Below are 19,555 nucleotides of genomic sequence, written 5' to 3'. Positions count from 1 at the left end.
CTCAGGCCACCGCCTCGGGCAGGCCGCGCGGCGACGACGCGGCGCGGGCCAGCAGGTCGGTGTAGGCGTCCTCGAGGCTGGGCTCGGCCGGCACCGCGCCGGCGCCGGGTGGACGCTCGCCGAGCACGCGAAGCTGCACGCTGTCGCCCAGGTGCATCGACTGGCTGACGACGAAGTTCTTGCGCGCGGCCGCGAGCTGCGCCGGGGCGATCGTCCAGTCCCAGGCGCGACCGCGCGCGCCGGCGACGAGCGCCTGCGGCGTGCCGTCGAAGACGACGCGGCCGCCCTGCAGCACCACCAGCGCCGCGGCGCTGGCCTCGACGTCGGAGACGATGTGCGTCGACAGCAGCACCAGCCGTTCGCCCGCGAGCTCGGTCAGCAGGTGGCGGAAGCGCAGCCGCTCGGCGGGGTCGAGCCCGACGGTGGGCTCGTCGACGACCAGCAGTTGCGGGTCGTTGAGCAGCGCCTGCGCGATGCCCACGCGCTGGCGCATGCCGCCCGAGTAGCCCGCCAGCGCGCGGTCGGCGACGTCGAGCAGGCCGACCTGCGCCAGGCACTCGTCGACGCGCGCGGCGGTCGCGCGCGGCGGCAGGCCCTTGACCGCGGCCAGGAAGGCCAGGAACTCGCGCGCCGACAACGCCGGGTAGACGCCGAAGTCCTGCGGCAGGTAGCCCAGCGTCGCGCGCAGCGCGTCGGGCTCGCGGGCGATGTCGGTGCCGCGCCAGAGGATGCGGCCGCTGCGGGGCCTGGCCAGCGTGGCGAGCATGCGCATCAGCGTCGACTTGCCGGCGCCGTTGGGGCCCAGCAGCCCGACGATGCCCGGGCCCAGCGTCAGGTTGAGCGACCGGTTCACCGCCGGCCCGCGGCCGTAGGCGAAGGACACGTCGTCGAGCGTCAGCCAGGCGGGGAGGCAGGTCTTGGTCATGGGAGGCGAGCCCGGAGATGTCTTGGTGGTCGGCATGGTCGTCATCCGCCGCGTCGCCTGCCAGCGCGCTGCGACGGGCTGCACCCCGGCGACGACAGGCCCGCGCCCGCGCCGACGAACAGGCGGCCGCCGGGTGTGCGAACCACCGCACGGACGCGGCCGGCAGGACACGGCCCGTTGCACGGGCCGCGGCCAAACCGGCGATACTGAAGCGACGTTTTCCCCCGCACCCCACGCCGCCGTCCGCGGCGCAGGAGCCCTCCGAATGTCCGCACGCAAATCCGGCCCCATCGACTACAACGCGCTGCCCGAAATCCTGCGACCGCTGGCCGAGCGCAGCGAGATCCGGCGTTTCCGCAAGGGCTCGCTCGTGCTCGACGAGGGCGACCGCGGCGACGCGCTGCTGATCATCCTGGCCGGCGAACTGCGCGCCTTCACCGGCTCGGACACGGGCCGCCACGTCACCTACGGCCTGTACGGGCCGGGCGACTACCTCGGCGAGATGGGCCTGGACGGCGGCGCCCGCATGGCCAGCGTCGAGGCGCTGTCCGACACCACCTGCGCCTACGTCGAGCGCGCCACGCTGATGCAATACATCTCCGAGCGCCCGCAGTTCGCGTTCGAGCTGATCGCCAAGGTGATCCAGCGCGCCCGCGTCGCCACGCTGGCCGCGAGCCAGTACGCGATGAACGAAGCCTACCTGCGCCTGAAGCGCTGGCTGGACGCCGTGGCGCAGGCGCAGTTCGACGGCACGCGCGTCGTGCGCGAGCCGCTGGCCGAGATCGACCTGCCGCAGCGCCTCGGCTGCTCGCAGGAGATGGCCGGCAGCATCCTGCGCGATCTGGAGCACGCGGCGATCATCTCGCTGGAGGACGGGCGGCTGCGCATCCTGCGCGAGCTGCCGTCGCACTGGTGAGTCAGTTCAGGAACAGCTTGTAGACCGGATTGTCGGTCTCTTCCACCCACGGGAACGCCAGCGTCGCGAGGAAGGTCGCGAGCGCCTTGCTGTCCTTGTCCGGCACCACCAGCCCGACCAGGATGCGGCCGTAGTCGGCACCCTGGTTGCGGTAGTGGAACAGCGTGATGTTCCAGTCCGGATGCATCGAGCTCAGGAAGCGCATCAGCGCGCCGGGGCGCTCCGGGAACTCGAAGCGGAACAGGCGTTCGCCGGCCGCGAGCGCGCTGCGGCCGCCCACCATGTGGCGAACGTGTTCCTTGGCGAGCTCGTCGCCGGTCAGGTTGGCGGTCGGGAAGCCGTGGCGTTCGAAGTGGCGCGCGATCTTCTCGGCCTCGTCGCGCCGGGCGATCGAGATGCCGACGAACACGTGGGCCTGGTCCGCGGCCGAGATGCGGTAGTTGAACTCGGTGACCTGGCGCGGCGCGCTGCCCGGCGGCCCGATCAGCTCGCAGAAGCGGCGGAAGCTGCCGCGTTCCTCGGGCACCGTCACTGCGTAGAGCGCCTCGCGCTGCTCGCCGAACTCCGCGCGCTCGGCGACGAAGCGCAGGCGGTCGAAGTTCATGTTGGCGCCGCAGGTGATGGCGACGAAGGTCTTGCCCTTGAGCCTGTGCGTCTCCGCGTACTGCTTGATCGCGGCGACGCCCAGCGCGCCGGCCGGCTCGAGGATGCTGCGGGTGTCCTGGAACACGTCCTTGATCGCGGCGCAGGCGGCGTCGGTGTCCACCGTCACGTACTCGTCGACCAGCGCGCGCGCGACGCGGAAGGTCTCGGCGCCGACCAGCTTGACGGCGGTGCCGTCCGAGAACAGGCCGACGTCGCTCAACGTGACGCGCTTGCCCTTCCTGACCGACTGGATCATCGCGTCGGAGTCCTGCGCCTGCACGCCGATCACCTTGATCTCGGGCCGCAGCGCCTTGATGTACGCCGCCACGCCGGAGATCAGGCCGCCGCCGCCGATCGCCACGAACACGGCGTCGATCGGCCCCTGGTGCTGGCGCAGGATCTCCATCGCGACGGTGCCCTGGCCGGCGATGACGTCGGGGTCGTCGAACGGATGCACGAAGGTCAGGCCCTCGGCCTGTTCCACCTGCAGCGCGTGGGCGTAGGCGTCGGAATAGCTGTCGCCGTGCAGCACGACCTCGCCGCCGAGCGCGTGCACCGCGTCGACCTTGAGCTTGGGCGTGGTCACCGGCATCACGATCACCGCGCGCACGCCCAGCCGCCTGGCGCTCAGCGCGACGCCCTGCGCGTGGTTGCCGGCCGACGCGCAGATGACGCCGCGCTGAAGCGCCTCGGGCGCCAGGTTGATCATCTTGTTGTACGCGCCGCGCAGCTTGAAGCTGAAGACGGATTGCGTGTCCTCGCGCTTGAGCAGCACCTGGTTGCCGACCCGGCGCGACAGGTTCTTCGCGAGTTCCAGGGGCGTCTCGACGGCGACGTCGTAGACGCGCGCGGTCAGGATCTTGCGCAGGTAGGCGCCGGCGATGGCCTGGGCGCTTTTCGACAGCGCAGCCGCGGGCGCCGGCGTGGCCGCAATCTCCGCGATGCCGGGCACGCGTCCCGCGTCGGCATCGGAAGGGGATTCACGCAGGGGGCGTGCGGCGGCCATCGGGAGCTCCAGTCGCAGGTTGGGCAGAGCCGCCGGATGATACGGCCCGCGGCGCGCGCTGGCTTCTCGATGCGACAACGAACGCCACGCTGGGGGCGAAATCGACGCGGCCAAGAAAAAGGCCCGGAGCTTCACAGCTTCGGGCCTGAATCCACCAGTTTTGAGGAGGTGGAGGAGACAACTTGCGGTCGGTGGGGCGGGCGTGGAACCGGGGTTCGAAGGGCCTGCCGCAGCGACAATGAAGTCAGTCTATATCACCGGTTGTTGCACCGCAATATCTGTTGTCTTTCCTCTGTAGGGAGGCATCCCAAATGCTCGTGCCCGGTGCAAAAAAGCACGGTCGTGCACCAGTTTGGTATGGATTTGCAGTGTCCCGAGGCGCCATGTGCCAATTCGGGCGTTGCACAATCGACACGGACACCCATTTCCGGACGCGACACCATGCATTGCACGATCAACTGGCTGCCGGAAACCGGCATGGCCTTTTCGGCCGAGACCGGCAGCGGCCATCTGCTGACGATGGACGGCGCCCCGGACGGCGGCGGCCGCAATCTCGCACCGCGGCCGATGGAGACGCTGCTGGCCGGCGCCGGCGGCTGCACCGCTTACGACGTGGTGCTGATCCTCAAGCGGGGCCGCCACGACGTGACCGGCTGCCAGGTCAAGGCCACCGCCGAGCGTGCGCACGAGGATCCGAAGGTGTTCACCAAGCTGCACCTGCACTTCACGGTCCGCGGCCGCGCACTGCCGCCGGTGGCGGTCGAGCGGGCGATCGCGCTGTCACACGAGAAGTACTGCTCGGCCACCGTCATGCTCGGCAAGACGGCCGCGGTCACCACGAGCTTCGAGGTCCTCGAGGGGTAGGACGCCCGCGCCGCTGGCCTCAGAGGTAGTGGGCGGTGCCCGTCATGACCTTGGCGGCCAGCCGCATCGCCCCACGCACCGGCGCCGGCAGCTCGACCCCGCCCGCCAGTTGCGCGGCGACGGCGTGTTGCGCCTCGTCGATGCGCATCTGGTCGACGATCGCCCGCGAGGCGAGGTCGCCGGCGGGCAGGCGCTCCAGGTGGCTTTCAAGGTGATGTTCGACCTGGCGCTCGGTCTCGACGACGAAGCCCAGGCTCACCCGGTCTCCCAGCCGGCCCGCGACGAGCCCGATCAGGAACGCCCCGCCGTACCACAGCGGGTTGAGCAGGCTGGGACGGTCGCCGAGTTCGGCCAGGCGCTGTTCGGTCCAGGCGAGGTGGTCGATCTCCTCGCGCGCCGCGCGCGCCATCTGCGCCTTCAGTTCGACGTTGGCCGTGGCGACGGCCTGGGCCTGGTACAAGGCCTGGGCGCAGACCTCGCCGACATGGTTGACCCGCATCAACGCGCCCGACAGCCGCTTCTCGTCCACGCTCAGTTCGGACGGCGCGGACGGCGTGTCCGCGAGCGCGGAGGCGGGCGTCGCGCGTTCGGCGCGGCTGCCGCCGGAGAGCGTGCGCAGCGCGACTTCGGCGCCGCAGATCCAGCGATCGACGAGACTCATTTCCATGCGGAAACGATAACCGATTACGGGTAAACGCGAAGTTGTGCGAGGACAACAAGGCCTCGCGATTTCGGTCGTGTTTCTTTGCAACCGGCAGGCCCCTCTGGTGCAATACATGCAGCTTCCGATGAGGTCGCGGCAATTGCGGTCAAACACGCCCAGCCGCGCCGCGACCGGAATCTCTTGTTAACCCTAGGAGATATTCGCAATGAAAAAGTCGCTGCTCGCTCTCGCAGTGCTCACCGCCGTCAGCGGCGTCGCATCCGCCCAGTCGTCCGTCACCCTCTATGGCAAGGTCGATCTCGGCCTGACTCTGGATAGCGGCAGCTCCTCCGGCAAGTCCGTCCGTCTCGACTCTGGCGTGACCGGTGGCTCGCGTATCGGCTTCAAGGGCGTCGAAGACCTCGGCGGCGGCATGAAGGCGGCGTTCCAGCTGGAAACCGGCTTCTGCGCGGACAGCGCCGCTGGCGTGTCGTCGAACGGCGCTACCGTCCCGAACTTCTGCACGGGCAGCAACGCGTTCATGGGCCGCCAGGCTCACGGTGACCTGACCGGCGCCTTCGGTGCCATCAGCGCCGGCCGCCAGTACAGCCTCGGGTTCAACAACCTGAGCACGATCGACCCGTTCGGCACGGGCTTCGCCGGCCAGGTCAACAACATCGTCGACCCGTCGGGCATCCGCCTGAACAACTCGGTGACGTACTCCACGCCGAACATCGGTGGCATCACGGCCTCGGCTGAAGTCGCCTTCGGCGAGCAGACCGGCAACTGGCAAGCCAACCGCGAAACCGGCGCTGGCCTGACCTACGCGTCCGGCCCGGCCTACGCCGGCTTCACGTTCTACGACGTCGCCAACGCTTCGGGCAACGGCGCCGCGCGCAAGAACTACCTGCTGGGTGGCACGTACGACTTCGGCATCATCAAGCTCCACGCCCTGGTGCAGAAGTCCACCGGCCCGTCGTCGCTCGACGTCCTCGACATGATGGGCGGCGTGACGATCCCGGTCGCCGGCGGTCAAGTCCTCGCTTCGTACATCCACCACAACGATCGCACGTTGTCCGACAAGGACGCGCAGCAAGTCGGCGTGGGCTACCTGTACCCGCTGTCGAAGCGCACGTCGGTCTACATGGCCTTCGCTCGCATCAACAACGAGCACGGCGCCGCCTTCACGGTCGGCAACGCCACGGCGACCGGCACCGGCGACAAGGCGTTCAACCTGGGCGTCGTCCACAACTTCTGATCGCATCCCGGCCTGGCCGGGTCGACGTTCAGCGCTCCGCTTCGCGCGGAGCCCCATCAAGGCTCGTCTTCGGACGGGCCTTTTTCATTGGCGGCACGTCGACGCGAGTGCGGTGGACCCCGAGGGACGTGGCCGCGATTCCCGGGGTATTCTTGCCCCCGATGCTGTCGTTCATCCTCCGTCGACTTGCTCAGGCCGTGCTCGTGATGCTGGTCGTCGGGATGGGAGCGTTCTCGCTGTTTCGCTACGTCGGCGATCCGGTCGTCAACATGGTGGGCCAGGATGCCTCGGCCGCCCAGCGCGCGCAGCTGCATGCCGACCTCGGGCTGGACAGGCCCGCGCCGGTCCAGTTCGCGCGCTTCGTCGGCCGCGCGCTGACCGGCGATTTCGGCCTGAGCCTGCGCCAGGGGCGGGAAGTGTCCGTGCTGATCGCCGAGCGGCTGCCCGCGACCTTCGAGCTGGCTACCGTCGCGGCGCTGGTCGCGACACTGGCGGGCATACCTCTGGGTGTATATGCCGCGCTGCGCCGCCGTCACTGGGATGCCAGGCTGACGATGGCCGCGTCGCTGCTGGGCGTCTCGTTGCCGGGCTTCCTGATCGGCATCGTGCTGATCGAGGTGTTCTCGGTCAAGCTCGGCTGGTTTCCCAGCTATGGCCGCGGCACGACGGTGCAGGTTGGCGCCTGGAGCACCGGACTGCTGACTGCCGACGGCTGGCGCCACATCGCGCTGCCCGCCTTCACGCTGGCCGTCTACCAGTTGACGCTGCTGATGCGCCTGGTGCGGGCCGAGATGCTGGAAGTCCTGCGCTCGGACTACGTGAAGTTCGCACGGGCGCGCGGCCTGCCCGATCGCGTCGTCCACTTCGGCCATGCGCTGCGCAACACGCTGGTGCCGGTGCTGACGATCTCCGGCCTGCAGCTCGGCGGCCTGATCGCGTTCTCCATCGTCACCGAGACGGTGTTCTCGTGGCCCGGCATGGGCAGCCTGTTCATCCAGGCCGTGCAGTTCCCGGACGTGCCGGTCATGGCCGCCTACCTGTGCCTGATCGCGTTGGTGTTCGTCACGATCAACCTGGCCGTCGACCTGCTCTACGCGGTGGTCGATCCGCGCCTGCGCGTGCATGGGTTCGGGGGGCATCGATGAAGCCACCCTTGACGACCGGACTCGCCGCCGCCACCAGCAAAACGGGAAGGCCGGCGCGCTGGACACGCCTGTTGGCCAGCGATCTCTGGCACGACTTCGTGCATTCGCGCACGGCCGTGCTCGCCGCGGCCATCGCGCTGCTGTGCCTGTGCGGCGCGCTGTTCGCGCCGTGGCTCGCACCGCACGATCCGTCCGACCTGGCCGGGCTGGACCTGGCCGATTCGCACCTGCCGCCGGCCTGGCTGACCGACGGCCGCGCCACCTATCCGCTGGGCACCGACGACCAGGGGCGCGACATCCTGTCGGCCCTGTTGTACGGCGCCCGCATCTCGTTGATGGTCGGGCTCAGCGCGGTCGCGCTGTCGGTGCTGATCGGCGTGACGGCGGGGCTGGTGGCGGGCTTCGCCGGCGGCATCGTCGACGCCGCATTGATGCGGCTGTGCGACGTGATGCTGTCGTTTCCGCCGATCCTGATCGCGCTGCTGATCGATGGCGTCGGGCGGGCGATCTTTCCGCAGGCGCGCGACGTGCTCGCGTTCGCGGTGCTGATCCTCGCGCTGACGCTGACCGACTGGGTTCGCTACGCGCGCATGGTGCGTGGCTCGACGCTGGTGGAGCGCAACAAGGAATACGTGCAGGCCGCGCGCCTCGTGGGCCTCTCGCGCTGGCGGCTGCTGCGTCGACACGTGCTGCCCAACGTGCTGGGGCCGGTGCTGGTGCTGGCAACGATCCAGGTCGGCCAGGCCATCGTCGCGGAGGCCACGCTGTCGTACCTGGGTGTGGGCGTACCGCCGACCAATCCGTCGCTGGGCACCCTGATCCGCATCGGCAACGACTTCCTGTACGCCGGCGAATGGTGGATCACGCTGTTCCCCGGCGCCGCGCTCGTGCTGATCGCGATGAGCGTGAACCTGCTCGGCGACTGGCTGCGCGACGCGCTCAACCCGAGGCTGCAATGAGCGTGCCGCTGCTCGAAGTGCGCGACCTGTGCGTCGAGTTCCCGACGCGTCGCGGCACGCTGCGCGCGCTCGACGGCGTCTCGTTCGACATCGCGGCCGGCGAGATCCTCGGCGTGGTCGGCGAGTCGGGGGCGGGCAAGTCGCTGACCGGCGCCGCCATCATCGGGCTGCTGGAGCCGCCCGGCCGGATCTGTGGCGGCCAGATCCTGTTCGAAGGGCAGCGCATCGACGACCTGCCGCCCGAGGCGATGCGGCTGCTGCGCGGCCGGCATGTCGGGACGATCTTCCAGGACCCGCTGACTTCGCTGAATCCGCTGTACACGATCGGGCGCCAGTTGATCGAGACGCTGCGCACGCACCTGCCGCTGACCGCGGCGCAGGCGCGCGAGCGCGCCATCGCGCTGTTGCGCCAGAGCGGCCTGCCCGCACCCGAGGCGCGCCTTGGGCAATATCCGCACGAGCTCTCGGGCGGCATGCGCCAGCGCGTGGTGATCGCGCTCGCGCTCGCCGGCGAGCCGCGGCTGATCATCGCCGACGAGCCGACCACGGCGCTCGACGTCGCCATGCAGGCGCAGATCATCCGGCTGCTGCGCGGCGTGACGCAGGCGCGCGGCGCGTCGGCGCTGCTGATCACGCACGACATGGGCGTGGTCGCCGAGACCTGCGACCGCGTGGCCGTCATGTACGCCGGGCGCATCGTCGAGATCGGCCCGGTGCGCGAGGTGATCCGGCACCCGGCGCATCCGTACACGGCGGGGCTGATGGCGTCGGTGCCGTCGCTCGCCGACGCCGGCGGGCGTCTCGCGCAGATCGACGGCGCGCTGCCGCGGCTCGGCGAGATCCCCTCCGGCTGCGCGTTCCATCCGCGCTGCCCGAAGGCGAGTCCGCGCTGCAGCGAGGAGCGGCCCGAGCTGGCGCTGGTCCGGCGCACCCGCGCCGCCTGCTGGTGGCCCATCCTCGAGGGCCCGGCGGCATGAGCGACCACAGCCTTGCCACGCTGGAGCGGCCCGCGACGCCCGGGACCGTCGTCGCCGAAGCCCGCGGCCTCGGCAAGACCTTCGCGATGCACGTGCCCTGGACCGACCGCCTGCTGCGGAGCGTGGCGCCCGGACGCATTCATGCCGTGGAGGACGTGAGCTTCACGATCTCGCGCGGCCGCACGCTCGCGCTGGTGGGCGAATCGGGCTGCGGCAAGAGCACGCTGGCGCGGCTGATGGTGGGACTGGAGATGCCGACGGCGGGCAGCGCGTGGGTCGACCGTCTCGACGTCCAGGCGACGCTGGCGGGGCCCGCGGACGGCGCGCGCGCGTTGCGGCGGCGCATGCAGATGGTCTTCCAGGATCCGTACGCCAGCCTCGATCCGCGCTGGCGCGTCGGCGACATCGTGGCCGAGCCGCTGCTCGAGCAGGGCCTGATCCTGCCGGCGCAGGCGCCCGCGCGCGTGGCCGCGCTGCTGGCGTCGGTCGGGCTGGATGGCTTCGACGTGCGCAAGTTCCCGCACCAGTTCTCGGGCGGCCAGCGTCAGCGCATCTCGATCGCGCGTGCGATCGCGACGAGCCCGGAGTTCCTCGTCTGCGACGAGCCGACGTCGGCGCTCGATGTCTCGGTGCAGGCGCAGGTGCTCAACCTGCTGGTGGACCTGCAACGCGAACGCGCGCTGGCCTGCCTGTTCATCTCGCACAACCTGGTGGTGGTGCGCTACGTGGCCGACGACGTGGGCGTGATGTACCTCGGGCGGCTGGTCGAGCTGGCGCCCAAGGCCGAGCTCTTCGCCGCGCCCCGCCATCCCTACACGCGCATGCTGCTGGCCGCGGTGCCCGATCCACGCGCGCCCGAACGGGAGCGCGCGCCGGTGCTCGGCGAACTGCCCGATCCGCTCGCGCCGCCGGCGGGCTGCGCGTTCCATCCGCGTTGTCCGCATGCCAACGAGCGCTGCCGCATCGAACGGCCGCTGCTGTTGGCCTCCGGGCCGGTGCGGGTGGCGTGCCACGCCGTCGAGGAAGGGCGGATCTAGGCGCTCACTTGGCCGCGGGCGGCAGCCCGGGCGAACTCGCGCCGTCCATGGGCGGCAGGGGCGCGGCGGGGCGACCGTCCTCGGGCGCACTCGGTAGTCTGCTCGCGGGCGTGGCGGCGACGCCGGCCTGCGCCGGCAGGTACAGCGGCCCCTTCTGGCCACAGGCCGCGAGCGCCAGGGCAAGCAACAGCGCGCCCGCGCCCAAGACAGCGCCGCGCGCAGGGCGCCGGCGCCCCGCTAAACTCGATCCCTGGCGTTCATTCATCCCCCGGATTCTATCGACCATGTCGACCTCGACCCTGCAGGACACCGAGTACCAGGCCGCCGCCGAGCGCGTGCTGGCCGCGATCGAGCGTCAGTGCGACGACTGGCTGCAGCAAGGCGTCATCGACATCGACACGAACCGCGCCGGCGGCCTCGTCGAGCTCGAGTTTCCGGACGGCAGCAAGATTGTCGTCAACAAGCAGCCGCCGCTGCACGAGATCTGGCTCGCGGCGCGCAACGGCGGCTTCCACTTCAAGTGGGTGGACGCGGCCTGGCGCGACACGCGCGACGGCGTCGACTTCTTCGCGCGCCTGTCGGACGAGGCGAGTCGACAGGGCGGCAAGCCGCTGCAGTTCGTCGCCTGACGGGATCGTCGTCCTGGCCACCGTCCTCGTCCCGCTGCCGCGCCTGGACTTCGACCCGACAGAGGCCGGCGTGCCCTGGCGCGTGCTGACGGAGGCCGGCCACGCGTGCGTCTTCGCGACGCCCGACGCCCGGCCCGCGCAGGCCGACCCGCGCATGCTCGAGGGTCGCGACCTCGGCCTGCTGGCGCCGATGCTGCGCGCGCAGGGCAACGCGGTGGCGGACCACGACGGCATGGCGCAGTCGATGGCCTATCGCGCGCCGATCGCTTGGGGCGACATTGCCGACGGACTGGCCGCGAACCGCTTCGACGCCGTGCTGCTGCCCGGCGGCCACGCGCCGGGCATGCGCGAGTACCTCGAATCGCCGCTGCTGCAGTCGGCGGTCGCCACGTTCTTCGAACGCGACCTGCCGGTGGCGGCGATCTGCCACGGCACCGTGCTCGCGGCCCGCTCGCGCGTCACGCGCGGGGACGACGCCGGGCGCAGCGTGCTGTTCGGCCGCCGCACGACGGGCCTCACGCGCCAGCTCGAGATGCTCGCCTGGCGCCTCACGCGCCGTCGTCTCGGCGATTACTACCGCACCTATCCGCAGACGGTGCAGGACGAGGTCGCGGCGGCCTTGCGTTCGCCGCGCGACTTCCTGACCGGCCCGCCGGCGCTGCTGCGCGACTCCGACCGCCTGCGCCGCGTCGGCTTCACGGTGCGCGACGGCCGCTACCTGTCGGCGCGCTGGCCGGGTGATGCGCACCGGTTCGCGCACGAACTCGTGGAGATGCTCGCCGCGCGCTGACCGGCCCTTCAGTTGCCGGTCTTGAAGAGGTCGAGGATGCTCTTCTTCTCGTCGTCGGTCGTCTGCTGCGGCATCTTGTCGTCCAGCCCCAGGCCGCTGACGCCGTTGGCCGGGCCGAACTCGTCGTAGTACCACTCGCCGTTGATGTTGCTCACGCCGGCGGGCGCCTCCAGCGGCTGCTGCGGCACGTCCTTCAGCGCGGTCTGCATGTATTCGATCCAGACGGGCAGCGCCAGGCCGCCGCCGGTCTCGCGGTCGCCCAGCTTGCGCGGGTTGTCGTAGCCGATCCAGACGACGGCGGCCAACGACGGCTGGAAGCCGCAGAACCAGGCATCGAGCGAATCGTTGGTGGTGCCGGTCTTGCCGTAGAGGTCGGGGCGCTTCAGGACGCGCTGCGCCGCGGCGGCCGTGCCGCGCAGCGTGACGGTGTTGAGCAGCGACTCGATCATGAACGCGTTGCGCGGCTCGATCGCTCGCATCGAGTCGTTGAAGGGCTTGGGCGCTTCCTCGAGCAGCACCTTGCCGCGCGCGTCGATCACCTTGGTGATCAGCATCGGGTTGACGCGGTAGCCGCCGGTGGCGAACACGCCGTAGGCGGTGGACATCTGGATCGGCGTGACCGAGCCCGAGCCGAGCGCCATCGTCAGGTAGGGCGGATGCCTCTCGGGATCGAAGCCGAAGCGCGAGATCCACTGCTGCGCGTAGGCCGGTCCGACCGATTGCAGGATGCGGATCGACACCATGTTCTTCGACTTGGCGAGCGCGTCGCGCAGCTTCATCGGCCCTTCGAACTTGCCGTCGTAGTTCTTCGGTTCCCACGGCTGGCTGCCGGTGGTCCCGGCGTCGAAGAACAGCGGCGCGTCGTTGACGACCGTCGCGCCGTTGAAGCCCTTCTCGATCGCGCTCGAGTAGATGAAGGGCTTGAAGCTCGAGCCCGGCTGGCGCCAGGCCTGCATGACGTGGTTGAACTTGTTCTTGCCGTAGTCGAAGCCGCCCACCAGCGCACGGATCGCGCCCGTGGCCGGCTCGGTGGAGACGAACGCACCCTCGACCTCGGGCTGCTGGGTGAGCGTCCAGTCGCCCTTGTCGGTCTTCATCGCGCGCACGATCGCGCCGGGGCGGATCTGCACCTTCGGGTCGGCCTTGGGCGACAGGCCGGACGTGACCGGCTTCAGGCCGTCGCCGGTCACCGTCACCGTGTCGCCCGACTGCAGCGCGATCAACACCTTCCTGGGCGAGGCCTCCAGCACGACGGCGGCCTTCAGGTCGTCGTTGTCGGGGTGGTCGGCGAGCGCCTCGGCCACGCGGGCGTCGATCGCCTTCGGGTCGTCCGGCAGGTCGACATACCCTTCCGGGCCCCGGAATTGCTGCCGACGCTCGAAGTCCATGATCCCGCGCCTGAGAGCGTGGTAAGCCGCCAACTGGTCCGTGGAATCCACCGTGACGGTGACATTCAGCCCGCGCGTATAGGCCTCGTCGCCGTATTGCGCAAACACCAGCTGGCGCGCCATTTCGGCCACGTATTCCGCGTGGATCGGGGACTCGGTCGGCGCCCGGTATTGCAACACCTGGGCATGCGCAGCCTTGCGCTCGTCTTCCGTTATGAACCCGTTTTCGAACATCCGGTCGATGATGTACTGTTGGCGCTGCTTGGCGCGCTTCGGGTTGGCGATCGGGTTGTAGCTCGAAGGCGCCTTGGGCAGGCCGGCCAGCATCGCCGCCTCGCCGATGGTGATGTCCTTGAGCGGTTTGCCGAAATAGATTTCGCTCGCCGAGGCGAAGCCGTACGCCCGCTGACCCAGATAAATCTGGTTCATGTACAGCTCCAGAATCTGGTCCTTGCTCAATTGCGCCTCGATCTTGAGCGCCAGCAGAATCTCGTAGAGCTTGCGGGTGAAGGTTTTTTCTGTTGACAGGTAGAAGTTGCGCGCCACCTGCATCGTGATCGTCGACGCGCCCTGGCTCCGCGCCTCCCCGACATTGGCCATCCCCGCCCGGATCACGCCGAGGTAGTCGACGCCGCCGTGGTGGTAGAAACGCGCGTCCTCGATGGCCAATACGGCGTCGCGCATGACCTTCGGGATCTGGCCGATCGGGACGAACTGTCTCCTTTCCTCACCATATTCCCCCAGCAACACGCCATCAGAAGAAAAAACCCGTAACGGTAATTTCGGGCGGTAATCCGTCAAAGCGCTCAGCTCTGGCATGTTTGGATACGCGACAGCAAGCCCGATGGCCGCGCAGATTGCAACACCGAGTAACAACGCCAACACCCCGCCGGCAATTGTCAAAACTGCTCGCAACAGGCTCCGCGCGGCCCGCGCGGCCCAGTGGCCAGCAGGGGGGCGCCGGGGCGCCGGGACGGGAAGTTTCGCAGGCGTGCTGTCTGGATCGGTCATGAATGTAGGCCGGGATGTAAGCGACGATTATAGAAACCGACAAGTCTCGCTTAAGCCGCCTGCGGTGCCGTCGAAGTCCACCAAATCGCGGATATGAGATCACTAGGCAGTTACCCACCCTGTCTTATGGTGACCAAATGCCCGGAAAAGGCGGGCATTCCCGCACACTAACTTTGTTTTCCTGTCGTTCTTGCTGATAGGATTGCCGCAAATATCAACCCGGCGCTCGCATTCGAGCGCTGTCGGAGCATGCACTCGTGTCAATTCTCGATAGCATTTTCGGTCGCAAGCATCCACCGATGATCGGACTGGATGTCAGCTCGTCCAGCGCCAAGCTGGTGGAGCTGGGTCAGACCCCTTCCGGGGACTTGGTACTCGAGCGTTTCGCGAGCGAGCCGTTCGAGAAGGGCTGGATCGCCGACGGCCAGATCGAGAAATTCGAGGAAGTGGCCGACGCCGTGCGCCGCCTGGTCGCCAAGAGCGGCGCCAAGACGCGTGACGTGGTCATGGCGATGCCGCAGTCGGCCGTCATCACCAAGCGCATCGTACTGCCCGCCGGTCTCCGCGAGACCGAAATGGAGATCCAGGTCGAGTCCGAAGCTCATCAGTACATCCCGTTCTCGCTGGACGAGGTGAGCCTCGACTTCTGCGTCATCGGCCCGAGCGCGACCTCGGTCGGCGACGTCGACGTCCTGATCGCCGCGTCGCGCAAGGATCGCGTGCAGGATCGCCAGGGCCTGGCCGAGGCGGCCGGCCTGAAGCCCGTCGTGCTCGACATCGAGTCCCACGCGTCGCGCCTGGCCATGGGCCGCGTCATCTCCAGCCTGCCCGAGCAGGGCAAGGACATGCTGGTCGCGCTGTTCGAGATTGGCGCCGACACCGCCGGCCTGAAGGTGCTGCGCGGCGATGAGATGCTCTACGACCGCGACCAGACCTTTGGCGGCGCGCAGCTCACGCAGCTGATCTCGCGCCAGTACGGCTTCTCGTTCGAGGAAGCCGAACAGAAGAAGCTCGCGGGCGACCTGCCCGAGGACTTCGAATCCACGCTGCTGATGCCCTTTGTCGACAGCCTGGCCCACGAGATCGGGCGCGCGCTGCAGTACTTCTTCACCAGCACGCCGCACCACAAGGTCGACTATGTGATGCTGGCCGGCGGCACCGCGTCGCTGTCGGGCTTGCGTGAGCGGGTCAAGGAAGTCACCGGCTTCGCTTGCCGCGTCGTCAATCCGTTCGAAAACATGAAATTGGGAAGCGCCGTGCGTGAAGGCAAGCTGCGGCGCGAAGCGCCGTCGTACCTGACCGCTTGCGGGCTGGCGATGCGGAGGTTCGTGCAGTGATTCTGATCAACCTGTTGCCGCACCGCGAAGCGCGGCGCCAGCAACGCAAACAGGCGTTCTTCGCCGGCATCGGCATGGCCGTCGTGGTGGGTGCGGCGATCGTGGGCGGCTGGTACACCATCGTCAATTCGCAGATCAACACGCAGGAAGAACACAACCAGTTCCTCTCGAGCGAGATCAAGCGCCTCGACGCGCAGATCGCCGACGTCGCGACGCTGAAGACCGAGATCGAGGCCCTGAAGGCGCGCCAGAAGGCCGTCGAGGACCTGCAGGCCGACCGCAACATGCCAGTCTACCTGCTCAACGAACTCGTCAAGCAGACGCCCGAGGGCGTGTACCTGACGAGCGTCAAGCAGGGCGGCCAGCAGGTGGCGATCACCGGCGTGGCCCAGACCAACGAACGCATCTCCGAATTCCTGCGCAACACGGCCAGCAATTCGCCGTGGCTCGAGAAGCCGCAGCTGGTCGAGATCCGCGCGCAGACGATGCAGGTGGCGGGAAGCCGCGACCAGCGCCGGATGTTCGCATTCATCATGGGCGTGACGCTGAAGCGTCCGCCCGCGCCGGGATCGGCTGCCAGCGGCGTCGCCGGGGCGGCATCCGGTGTGGCCGCCGCGGCTTCGGCCGCTTCGACGGCGACGAGGTAAGCATGGCTACTCAGGCAAAAGACCGAGGCGCGGATTTCCTCGCCGCAATGCGGGGCGGACTCGGGCAGTTCCGGGATCTGAACCCCAACCAGCCGGGCCAGTGGCCGTTCCTGCCGCGCCTGACCGTGTGGACGGGCGTGACCATCATCGTGGTCGTCGCGGGATGGTTCCTGGGGCTGAGCTCCCAGGCCGACGACCTGCAGGCGGCGCGCGACAAGGAGCCCACGCTCAAGGCCGAATACAAGACCAAGCTGGCGCAGGCCATCAACCTCGACGCGCTCAAGAAGCAGAAGGAAGAGGTTCAGACCTACGTCACGCAGCTCGAGAAGCAGTTGCCGGGCAAGGCCGAGATGGACGCCCTGCTGACCGACATCAACCAGGCCGGCGTCGGCCGGGGCTTGGTGATCGACCAGTTCATTCCGGGCCAGACCGAGACCAAGGAGTACTACGCCGAGCTCCCGATCGCGATCCGTGTGACCGGGCGTTTCCACGACATCGGCGCCTTCGCGGCCGACATCGCGGCGTTGTCGCGCATCGTGACCCTGCACAACCTCTCGATCAGCCCCGATCCGAAGTCGACCGGGGGCGGCCTGTCGATGGAAGCGCTGGCGCGCACCTATCGCTACCTGGATCCGACGGAAGTCGTCGAGGCCCGCAAGGCGGCGGGCCCGGGCAAGGACAAGAAATGAACCGTCTACTCTGCATCACGGCGGGTGCGCTGATGTTGTCCGCGCTCGGTGCGTGCACCGCCGACAACGACGAGCTGATCCAGTGGATGGAACAGCAGCACAAGGAAATCAAGCCGAGCATCGCTCCGATCTTCCCGCCGAAGAAGTTCGACCCGCAGGCCTACCTCGGCGTGACCGGCGTCGAGCCGTTCGGCACGCAGAAGCTCATTCCGGTGGGCGGCCCGACCAACGGCAAGGGAAGCGCGTTGCTGGCCGCGGCCAAGGCACATGCGACGCAGGAGCTGGAGTCGTATCCGCTCGACAGCATGTCCATGGTCGGTTCCCTCCAGCAGGGCGGCAAGGCGCACGCGCTGATCATGGTGGAGAGCCGCCTTCACGACGTGAAGGTCGGTGACTGGATCGGACAGAACTACGGCCAGATCACCGCCATCACGGACTCACAGATTACCTTGCGGGAAACCGTGCAAGACCCCACGGGTGAATGGATAGAGCGCACCAGCACCCTCCAGATTCAGGAGAAGGCGCGATGAACAGCAGTCAGGAGAATCGGACTATGCGGAGTTGGACCGCGGGAGCAGCGCTCGTTTTGGCGTTGGGATTGGCGTTTCCGATGGCGTCGTGGGCGGAGCCCAGGATCACGTCGGTCACGGGATTGCAGCAGGGCGGCACGGACGTGGTTCGCGTCGAGCTGAGCGAGCCGCTGAAGGCGGTGCCGGCGGGCTTCGTCGTGCAGGCGCCTCCGCGCGTCGCGATCGACCTGCCTGGCGTGACGAACTCGTCGGGCAAGTCGAGCATCGAGGTCAACCAGGGCAACGTCCGCTCGGTGAGCGTGGCCAGCTCCGGTGACCGCACGCGCCTCGTCCTCAACCTGAAGGTGCCTTCGAGCTACCGCGCCGAGATCCAGGGCAATTCGCTGCTGATCTCGCTCGACACCGGTGCCGCGCCTGCCGCGGCCAGCACGTCGACCACCACGACCACGACGACGACCACGTCGTCCGACACGCACTTCGCCAACAGCCAGAACGCCGACGTCCTCCCCCTGCGCGACATCGATTTCCGCCGCGGCGCGGACGGCGCTGGCCGCATCGTCGTCAACCTGGCCAGCACGCAAGTGGGCGTCGACCTGAAGCAGCAGGGCAAGGACCTGGTCGTCGATTTCCTGCGCTCCTCCGCGCCGGACCGCCTGCGCCGCCGCCTGGACGTGAGCGACTTCGGCACCCCGGTGCAGACGGTCACCACCACGCAAGCGGGCGACCACGTGCACATGGTCGTCACGCCGACCGGTGCCTGGGAGCACAGTGCCTACCAGACCGACAACCAGTTCGTGCTCGAGGTGCGGCCTGCCAAGAACGACCCGAACAAGCTGGTTCCGGGCCAGGGCTACACGGGCCAGCGCCTGTCGCTGAACTTCCAGAGCATCGAGATCCGCGCGCTGCTGCAGATCATTGCCGACTTCAGCGACTTCAACGTCGTCACCAGCGACTCCGTCACCGGCACCGTCACGCTTCGGCTGAAGGACGTGCCCTGGGATCAGGCGCTCGACATCATTCTGCAGAGCAAGGGCCTGGACAAGCGTCGCTCAGGCAACGTGCTGCTCATCGCCCCGAAGGACGAGCTGGCGGCGAAGGAGCAGGTCGACCTCGAGGCGAAGAAGAAGATCGCCGACCTGGAGCCGATGCACATGCAGGCCTTCCAGCTGAATTACACGAAGGCGATCGAAGTGGCCAACGGCCTGACCGGTGCCGGTGCGAGCGGCGGTACGCGGATGCTGTCGATTCGCGGCTCCGTGATTGCGGAATCGCGCACCAACCAGCTGTTCGTCACCGACATCCCGGCCAAGCTCGAGGAGATCCAGGCGTTGATCGCGCGCATCGACGTCGCGCAGCGCCAGGTGATGATCGAGGCCCGCATCGTCGAGGCCAGCGACAACTTCGGTCGCGCGCTGGGTGTCAAGCTGGGCACGACCTCGAACGCGTTCCACGTCGGCGGCAGCCAGTACGTGGGCGTGGGCGGCAACTACAACGCCGTCGCCACCGAGACCGGGCAGACCGTGGCCACCACCTTCCCGCTGACCGACGGGCAGTTCGTCAACTTCCCGGCGCCGGCCGGCGTGGTCAGCAGCACCGCGACGGCGGCCTCGTTCGCCCTGTCGTTGTTCAGCGCCAGCGCCAGCCGCTTCCTGAACCTCGAACTGTCGGCGCTCGAGGAAGACGGCACGGGACGCATCATCTCCAGCCCGCGCGTCATCACGGCCGACCAGGTGCAGGCCGTCGTCGAAGCCGGCGAGGAACTGCCCTACCAGCAGGCGACGTCCAGCGGCGCGACTTCGGTGTCGTTCCAGAAGGCGCAGATCCGCCTGCAGGTCACGCCGCAGATCACGCCGGAGGGCAACGTGATCCTCGACGTCGACGTCAACAAGGACAGCGTCGGCCGGAGCACGAGCGCCGGATTCGCGATCGACACCAAGCACGTGAAGACCACGGCCCTAGTGGAGAATGGCGGCACCGTGGTGCTGGGCGGCCTGTTCCAGCAGAACGAGCAGAACGTGACGGACAAGGTTCCGTTCCTGGGCGACATCCCGTTCCTGGGCAATCTGTTCAAGAACACGTCGAAGCTGGTGACGCGCACCGAGCTGCTGATCTTCATCACGCCGCGCATCATCACCGATCGCACGGCAGCGCATTGAGCA

General features: G+C 68.6%; 19 protein-coding genes. 14 read left to right on the top strand and 5 right to left on the bottom strand.

The genetic code is table 11. The annotated features are described in order from the left end of the window. Position 1: 1 nt before the first annotated feature. The gene (locus LPC04_RS25060) at positions 2 to 925 is read right to left on the bottom strand and encodes an ABC transporter ATP-binding protein (RefSeq protein ID WP_275685047.1); all 924 of its coding nucleotides are present in this window, start codon (positions 923 to 925) and stop codon (positions 2 to 4) included. Between the two features lie 265 nt (positions 926 to 1,190). On the opposite strand from LPC04_RS25060, the gene LPC04_RS25055 reads away from it, so the two are divergent. Beyond that, positions 1,191 to 1,841, top strand: coding sequence for a Crp/Fnr family transcriptional regulator (locus LPC04_RS25055; protein ID WP_275685046.1), 651 nt, complete (start codon positions 1,191 to 1,193; stop codon positions 1,839 to 1,841). A 1-nt stretch (position 1,842) separates the two neighbouring features. Here LPC04_RS25055 and ilvA read toward each other — a convergent pair whose 3' ends face one another. Further along, positions 1,843 to 3,492 carry a threonine ammonia-lyase, biosynthetic gene (gene ilvA / locus LPC04_RS25050; protein WP_275685045.1) on the bottom strand — a complete coding sequence of 550 codons (1,650 nt, stop codon included), beginning with the start codon at positions 3,490 to 3,492 and terminating at the stop codon, positions 1,843 to 1,845. A 441-nt stretch (positions 3,493 to 3,933) separates the two neighbouring features. Here ilvA and LPC04_RS25045 point away from each other — a divergent pair, with 441 nt between their 5' ends. Continuing rightward, positions 3,934 to 4,356, top strand: coding sequence for an OsmC family protein (locus tag LPC04_RS25045; protein WP_275685044.1), 423 nt, complete (start codon positions 3,934 to 3,936; stop codon positions 4,354 to 4,356). Positions 4,357 to 4,375: 19 nt separating this feature from the next. Here LPC04_RS25045 and coq7 read toward each other — a convergent pair whose 3' ends face one another. After that, the gene (gene coq7, locus LPC04_RS25040) at positions 4,376 to 5,023 is read right to left on the bottom strand and encodes a 2-polyprenyl-3-methyl-6-methoxy-1,4-benzoquinone monooxygenase (RefSeq protein ID WP_420854770.1); all 648 of its coding nucleotides are present in this window, start codon (positions 5,021 to 5,023) and stop codon (positions 4,376 to 4,378) included. A 202-nt stretch (positions 5,024 to 5,225) separates the two neighbouring features. Between coq7 and LPC04_RS25035 the strand changes: the two genes are divergently transcribed. The 5 genes from LPC04_RS25035 (at position 5,226) to LPC04_RS25015 (ending at position 10,375) form a co-directional block, all read left to right on the top strand. Continuing rightward, positions 5,226 to 6,257 (top strand): porin, encoded by a 1,032-nt coding sequence (locus LPC04_RS25035; protein ID WP_275685043.1) that lies wholly within the window; start codon positions 5,226 to 5,228, stop codon positions 6,255 to 6,257. A gap of 161 nt (positions 6,258 to 6,418) precedes the next feature. Next, entirely contained in the window at positions 6,419 to 7,402 is a 984-nt protein-coding gene (locus LPC04_RS25030; protein ID WP_275685042.1) for an ABC transporter permease, read from the top strand. Continuing rightward, positions 7,399 to 8,361, top strand: coding sequence for an ABC transporter permease (locus LPC04_RS25025; protein ID WP_275685041.1), 963 nt, complete (start codon positions 7,399 to 7,401; stop codon positions 8,359 to 8,361). Before LPC04_RS25030 ends, LPC04_RS25025 begins: the two co-directional genes overlap by 4 nt. Then, positions 8,358 to 9,338 carry an ABC transporter ATP-binding protein gene (locus tag LPC04_RS25020; protein ID WP_275685040.1) on the top strand — a complete coding sequence of 327 codons (981 nt, stop codon included), beginning with the start codon at positions 8,358 to 8,360 and terminating at the stop codon, positions 9,336 to 9,338. Before LPC04_RS25025 ends, LPC04_RS25020 begins: the two co-directional genes overlap by 4 nt. Next, the gene (locus tag LPC04_RS25015; protein ID WP_275685039.1) at positions 9,335 to 10,375 is read left to right on the top strand and encodes an ABC transporter ATP-binding protein; all 1,041 of its coding nucleotides are present in this window, start codon (positions 9,335 to 9,337) and stop codon (positions 10,373 to 10,375) included. Before LPC04_RS25020 ends, LPC04_RS25015 begins: the two co-directional genes overlap by 4 nt. A 4-nt stretch (positions 10,376 to 10,379) precedes the next feature. On the opposite strand, the gene lptM is transcribed toward LPC04_RS25015, so the two are convergent. Next, positions 10,380 to 10,640 carry an LPS translocon maturation chaperone LptM gene (gene lptM / locus LPC04_RS25010; protein WP_275685038.1) on the bottom strand — a complete coding sequence of 87 codons (261 nt, stop codon included), beginning with the start codon at positions 10,638 to 10,640 and terminating at the stop codon, positions 10,380 to 10,382. Between the two features lie 19 nt (positions 10,641 to 10,659). Here lptM and cyaY point away from each other — a divergent pair, with 19 nt between their 5' ends. Then, complete coding sequence (cyaY, locus tag LPC04_RS25005; RefSeq protein ID WP_275685037.1) at positions 10,660 to 11,004, top strand: iron donor protein CyaY; 345 nt, start codon at positions 10,660 to 10,662, stop codon at positions 11,002 to 11,004. Positions 11,005 to 11,008: 4 nt separating this feature from the next. Further along, positions 11,009 to 11,794 carry a type 1 glutamine amidotransferase domain-containing protein gene (locus tag LPC04_RS25000; protein ID WP_338055483.1) on the top strand — a complete coding sequence of 262 codons (786 nt, stop codon included), beginning with the start codon at positions 11,009 to 11,011 and terminating at the stop codon, positions 11,792 to 11,794. Between the two features lie 8 nt (positions 11,795 to 11,802). Here LPC04_RS25000 and LPC04_RS24995 read toward each other — a convergent pair whose 3' ends face one another. After that, positions 11,803 to 14,193 carry a penicillin-binding protein 1A gene (locus tag LPC04_RS24995; RefSeq protein ID WP_275685036.1) on the bottom strand — a complete coding sequence of 797 codons (2,391 nt, stop codon included), beginning with the start codon at positions 14,191 to 14,193 and terminating at the stop codon, positions 11,803 to 11,805. 299 nt (positions 14,194 to 14,492) lie between these two features. Here LPC04_RS24995 and LPC04_RS24990 point away from each other — a divergent pair, with 299 nt between their 5' ends. From LPC04_RS24990 to LPC04_RS24970, 5 genes are read left to right on the top strand one after another with little or no spacing between them, the layout of a single operon-like run. Continuing rightward, entirely contained in the window at positions 14,493 to 15,530 is a 1,038-nt protein-coding gene (locus LPC04_RS24990) for a pilus assembly protein PilM (protein ID WP_275685035.1), read from the top strand. After that, the gene (locus LPC04_RS24985) at positions 15,527 to 16,177 is read left to right on the top strand and encodes a PilN domain-containing protein (RefSeq protein ID WP_275685034.1); all 651 of its coding nucleotides are present in this window, start codon (positions 15,527 to 15,529) and stop codon (positions 16,175 to 16,177) included. The genes LPC04_RS24990 and LPC04_RS24985 overlap by 4 nt, the downstream gene beginning before the upstream one ends. A gap of 2 nt (positions 16,178 to 16,179) precedes the next feature. Then, the gene (locus LPC04_RS24980; protein ID WP_420854769.1) at positions 16,180 to 16,866 is read left to right on the top strand and encodes a type IV pilus inner membrane component PilO; all 687 of its coding nucleotides are present in this window, start codon (positions 16,180 to 16,182) and stop codon (positions 16,864 to 16,866) included. Next, positions 16,863 to 17,396, top strand: a complete 534-nt coding sequence (locus tag LPC04_RS24975; protein ID WP_275685032.1) for a pilus assembly protein PilP — start codon at positions 16,863 to 16,865, stop codon at positions 17,394 to 17,396. The genes LPC04_RS24980 and LPC04_RS24975 overlap by 4 nt, the downstream gene beginning before the upstream one ends. Then, a complete protein-coding gene (locus tag LPC04_RS24970) occupies positions 17,393 to 19,552 on the top strand; it encodes a type IV pilus secretin PilQ (RefSeq protein WP_420854768.1) in 2,160 nt (719 codons plus the stop codon). Before LPC04_RS24975 ends, LPC04_RS24970 begins: the two co-directional genes overlap by 4 nt. Positions 19,553 to 19,555 lie beyond the last annotated feature (3 nt).

The organism is Scleromatobacter humisilvae, from assembly GCF_023231945.1.
GTDB lineage: Bacteria > Pseudomonadota > Gammaproteobacteria > Burkholderiales > Burkholderiaceae_C > Scleromatobacter > Scleromatobacter humisilvae.
Note: the sequence above shows the minus strand (reverse complement) of the source record. Positions and strands in the feature narration are given on the sequence as shown.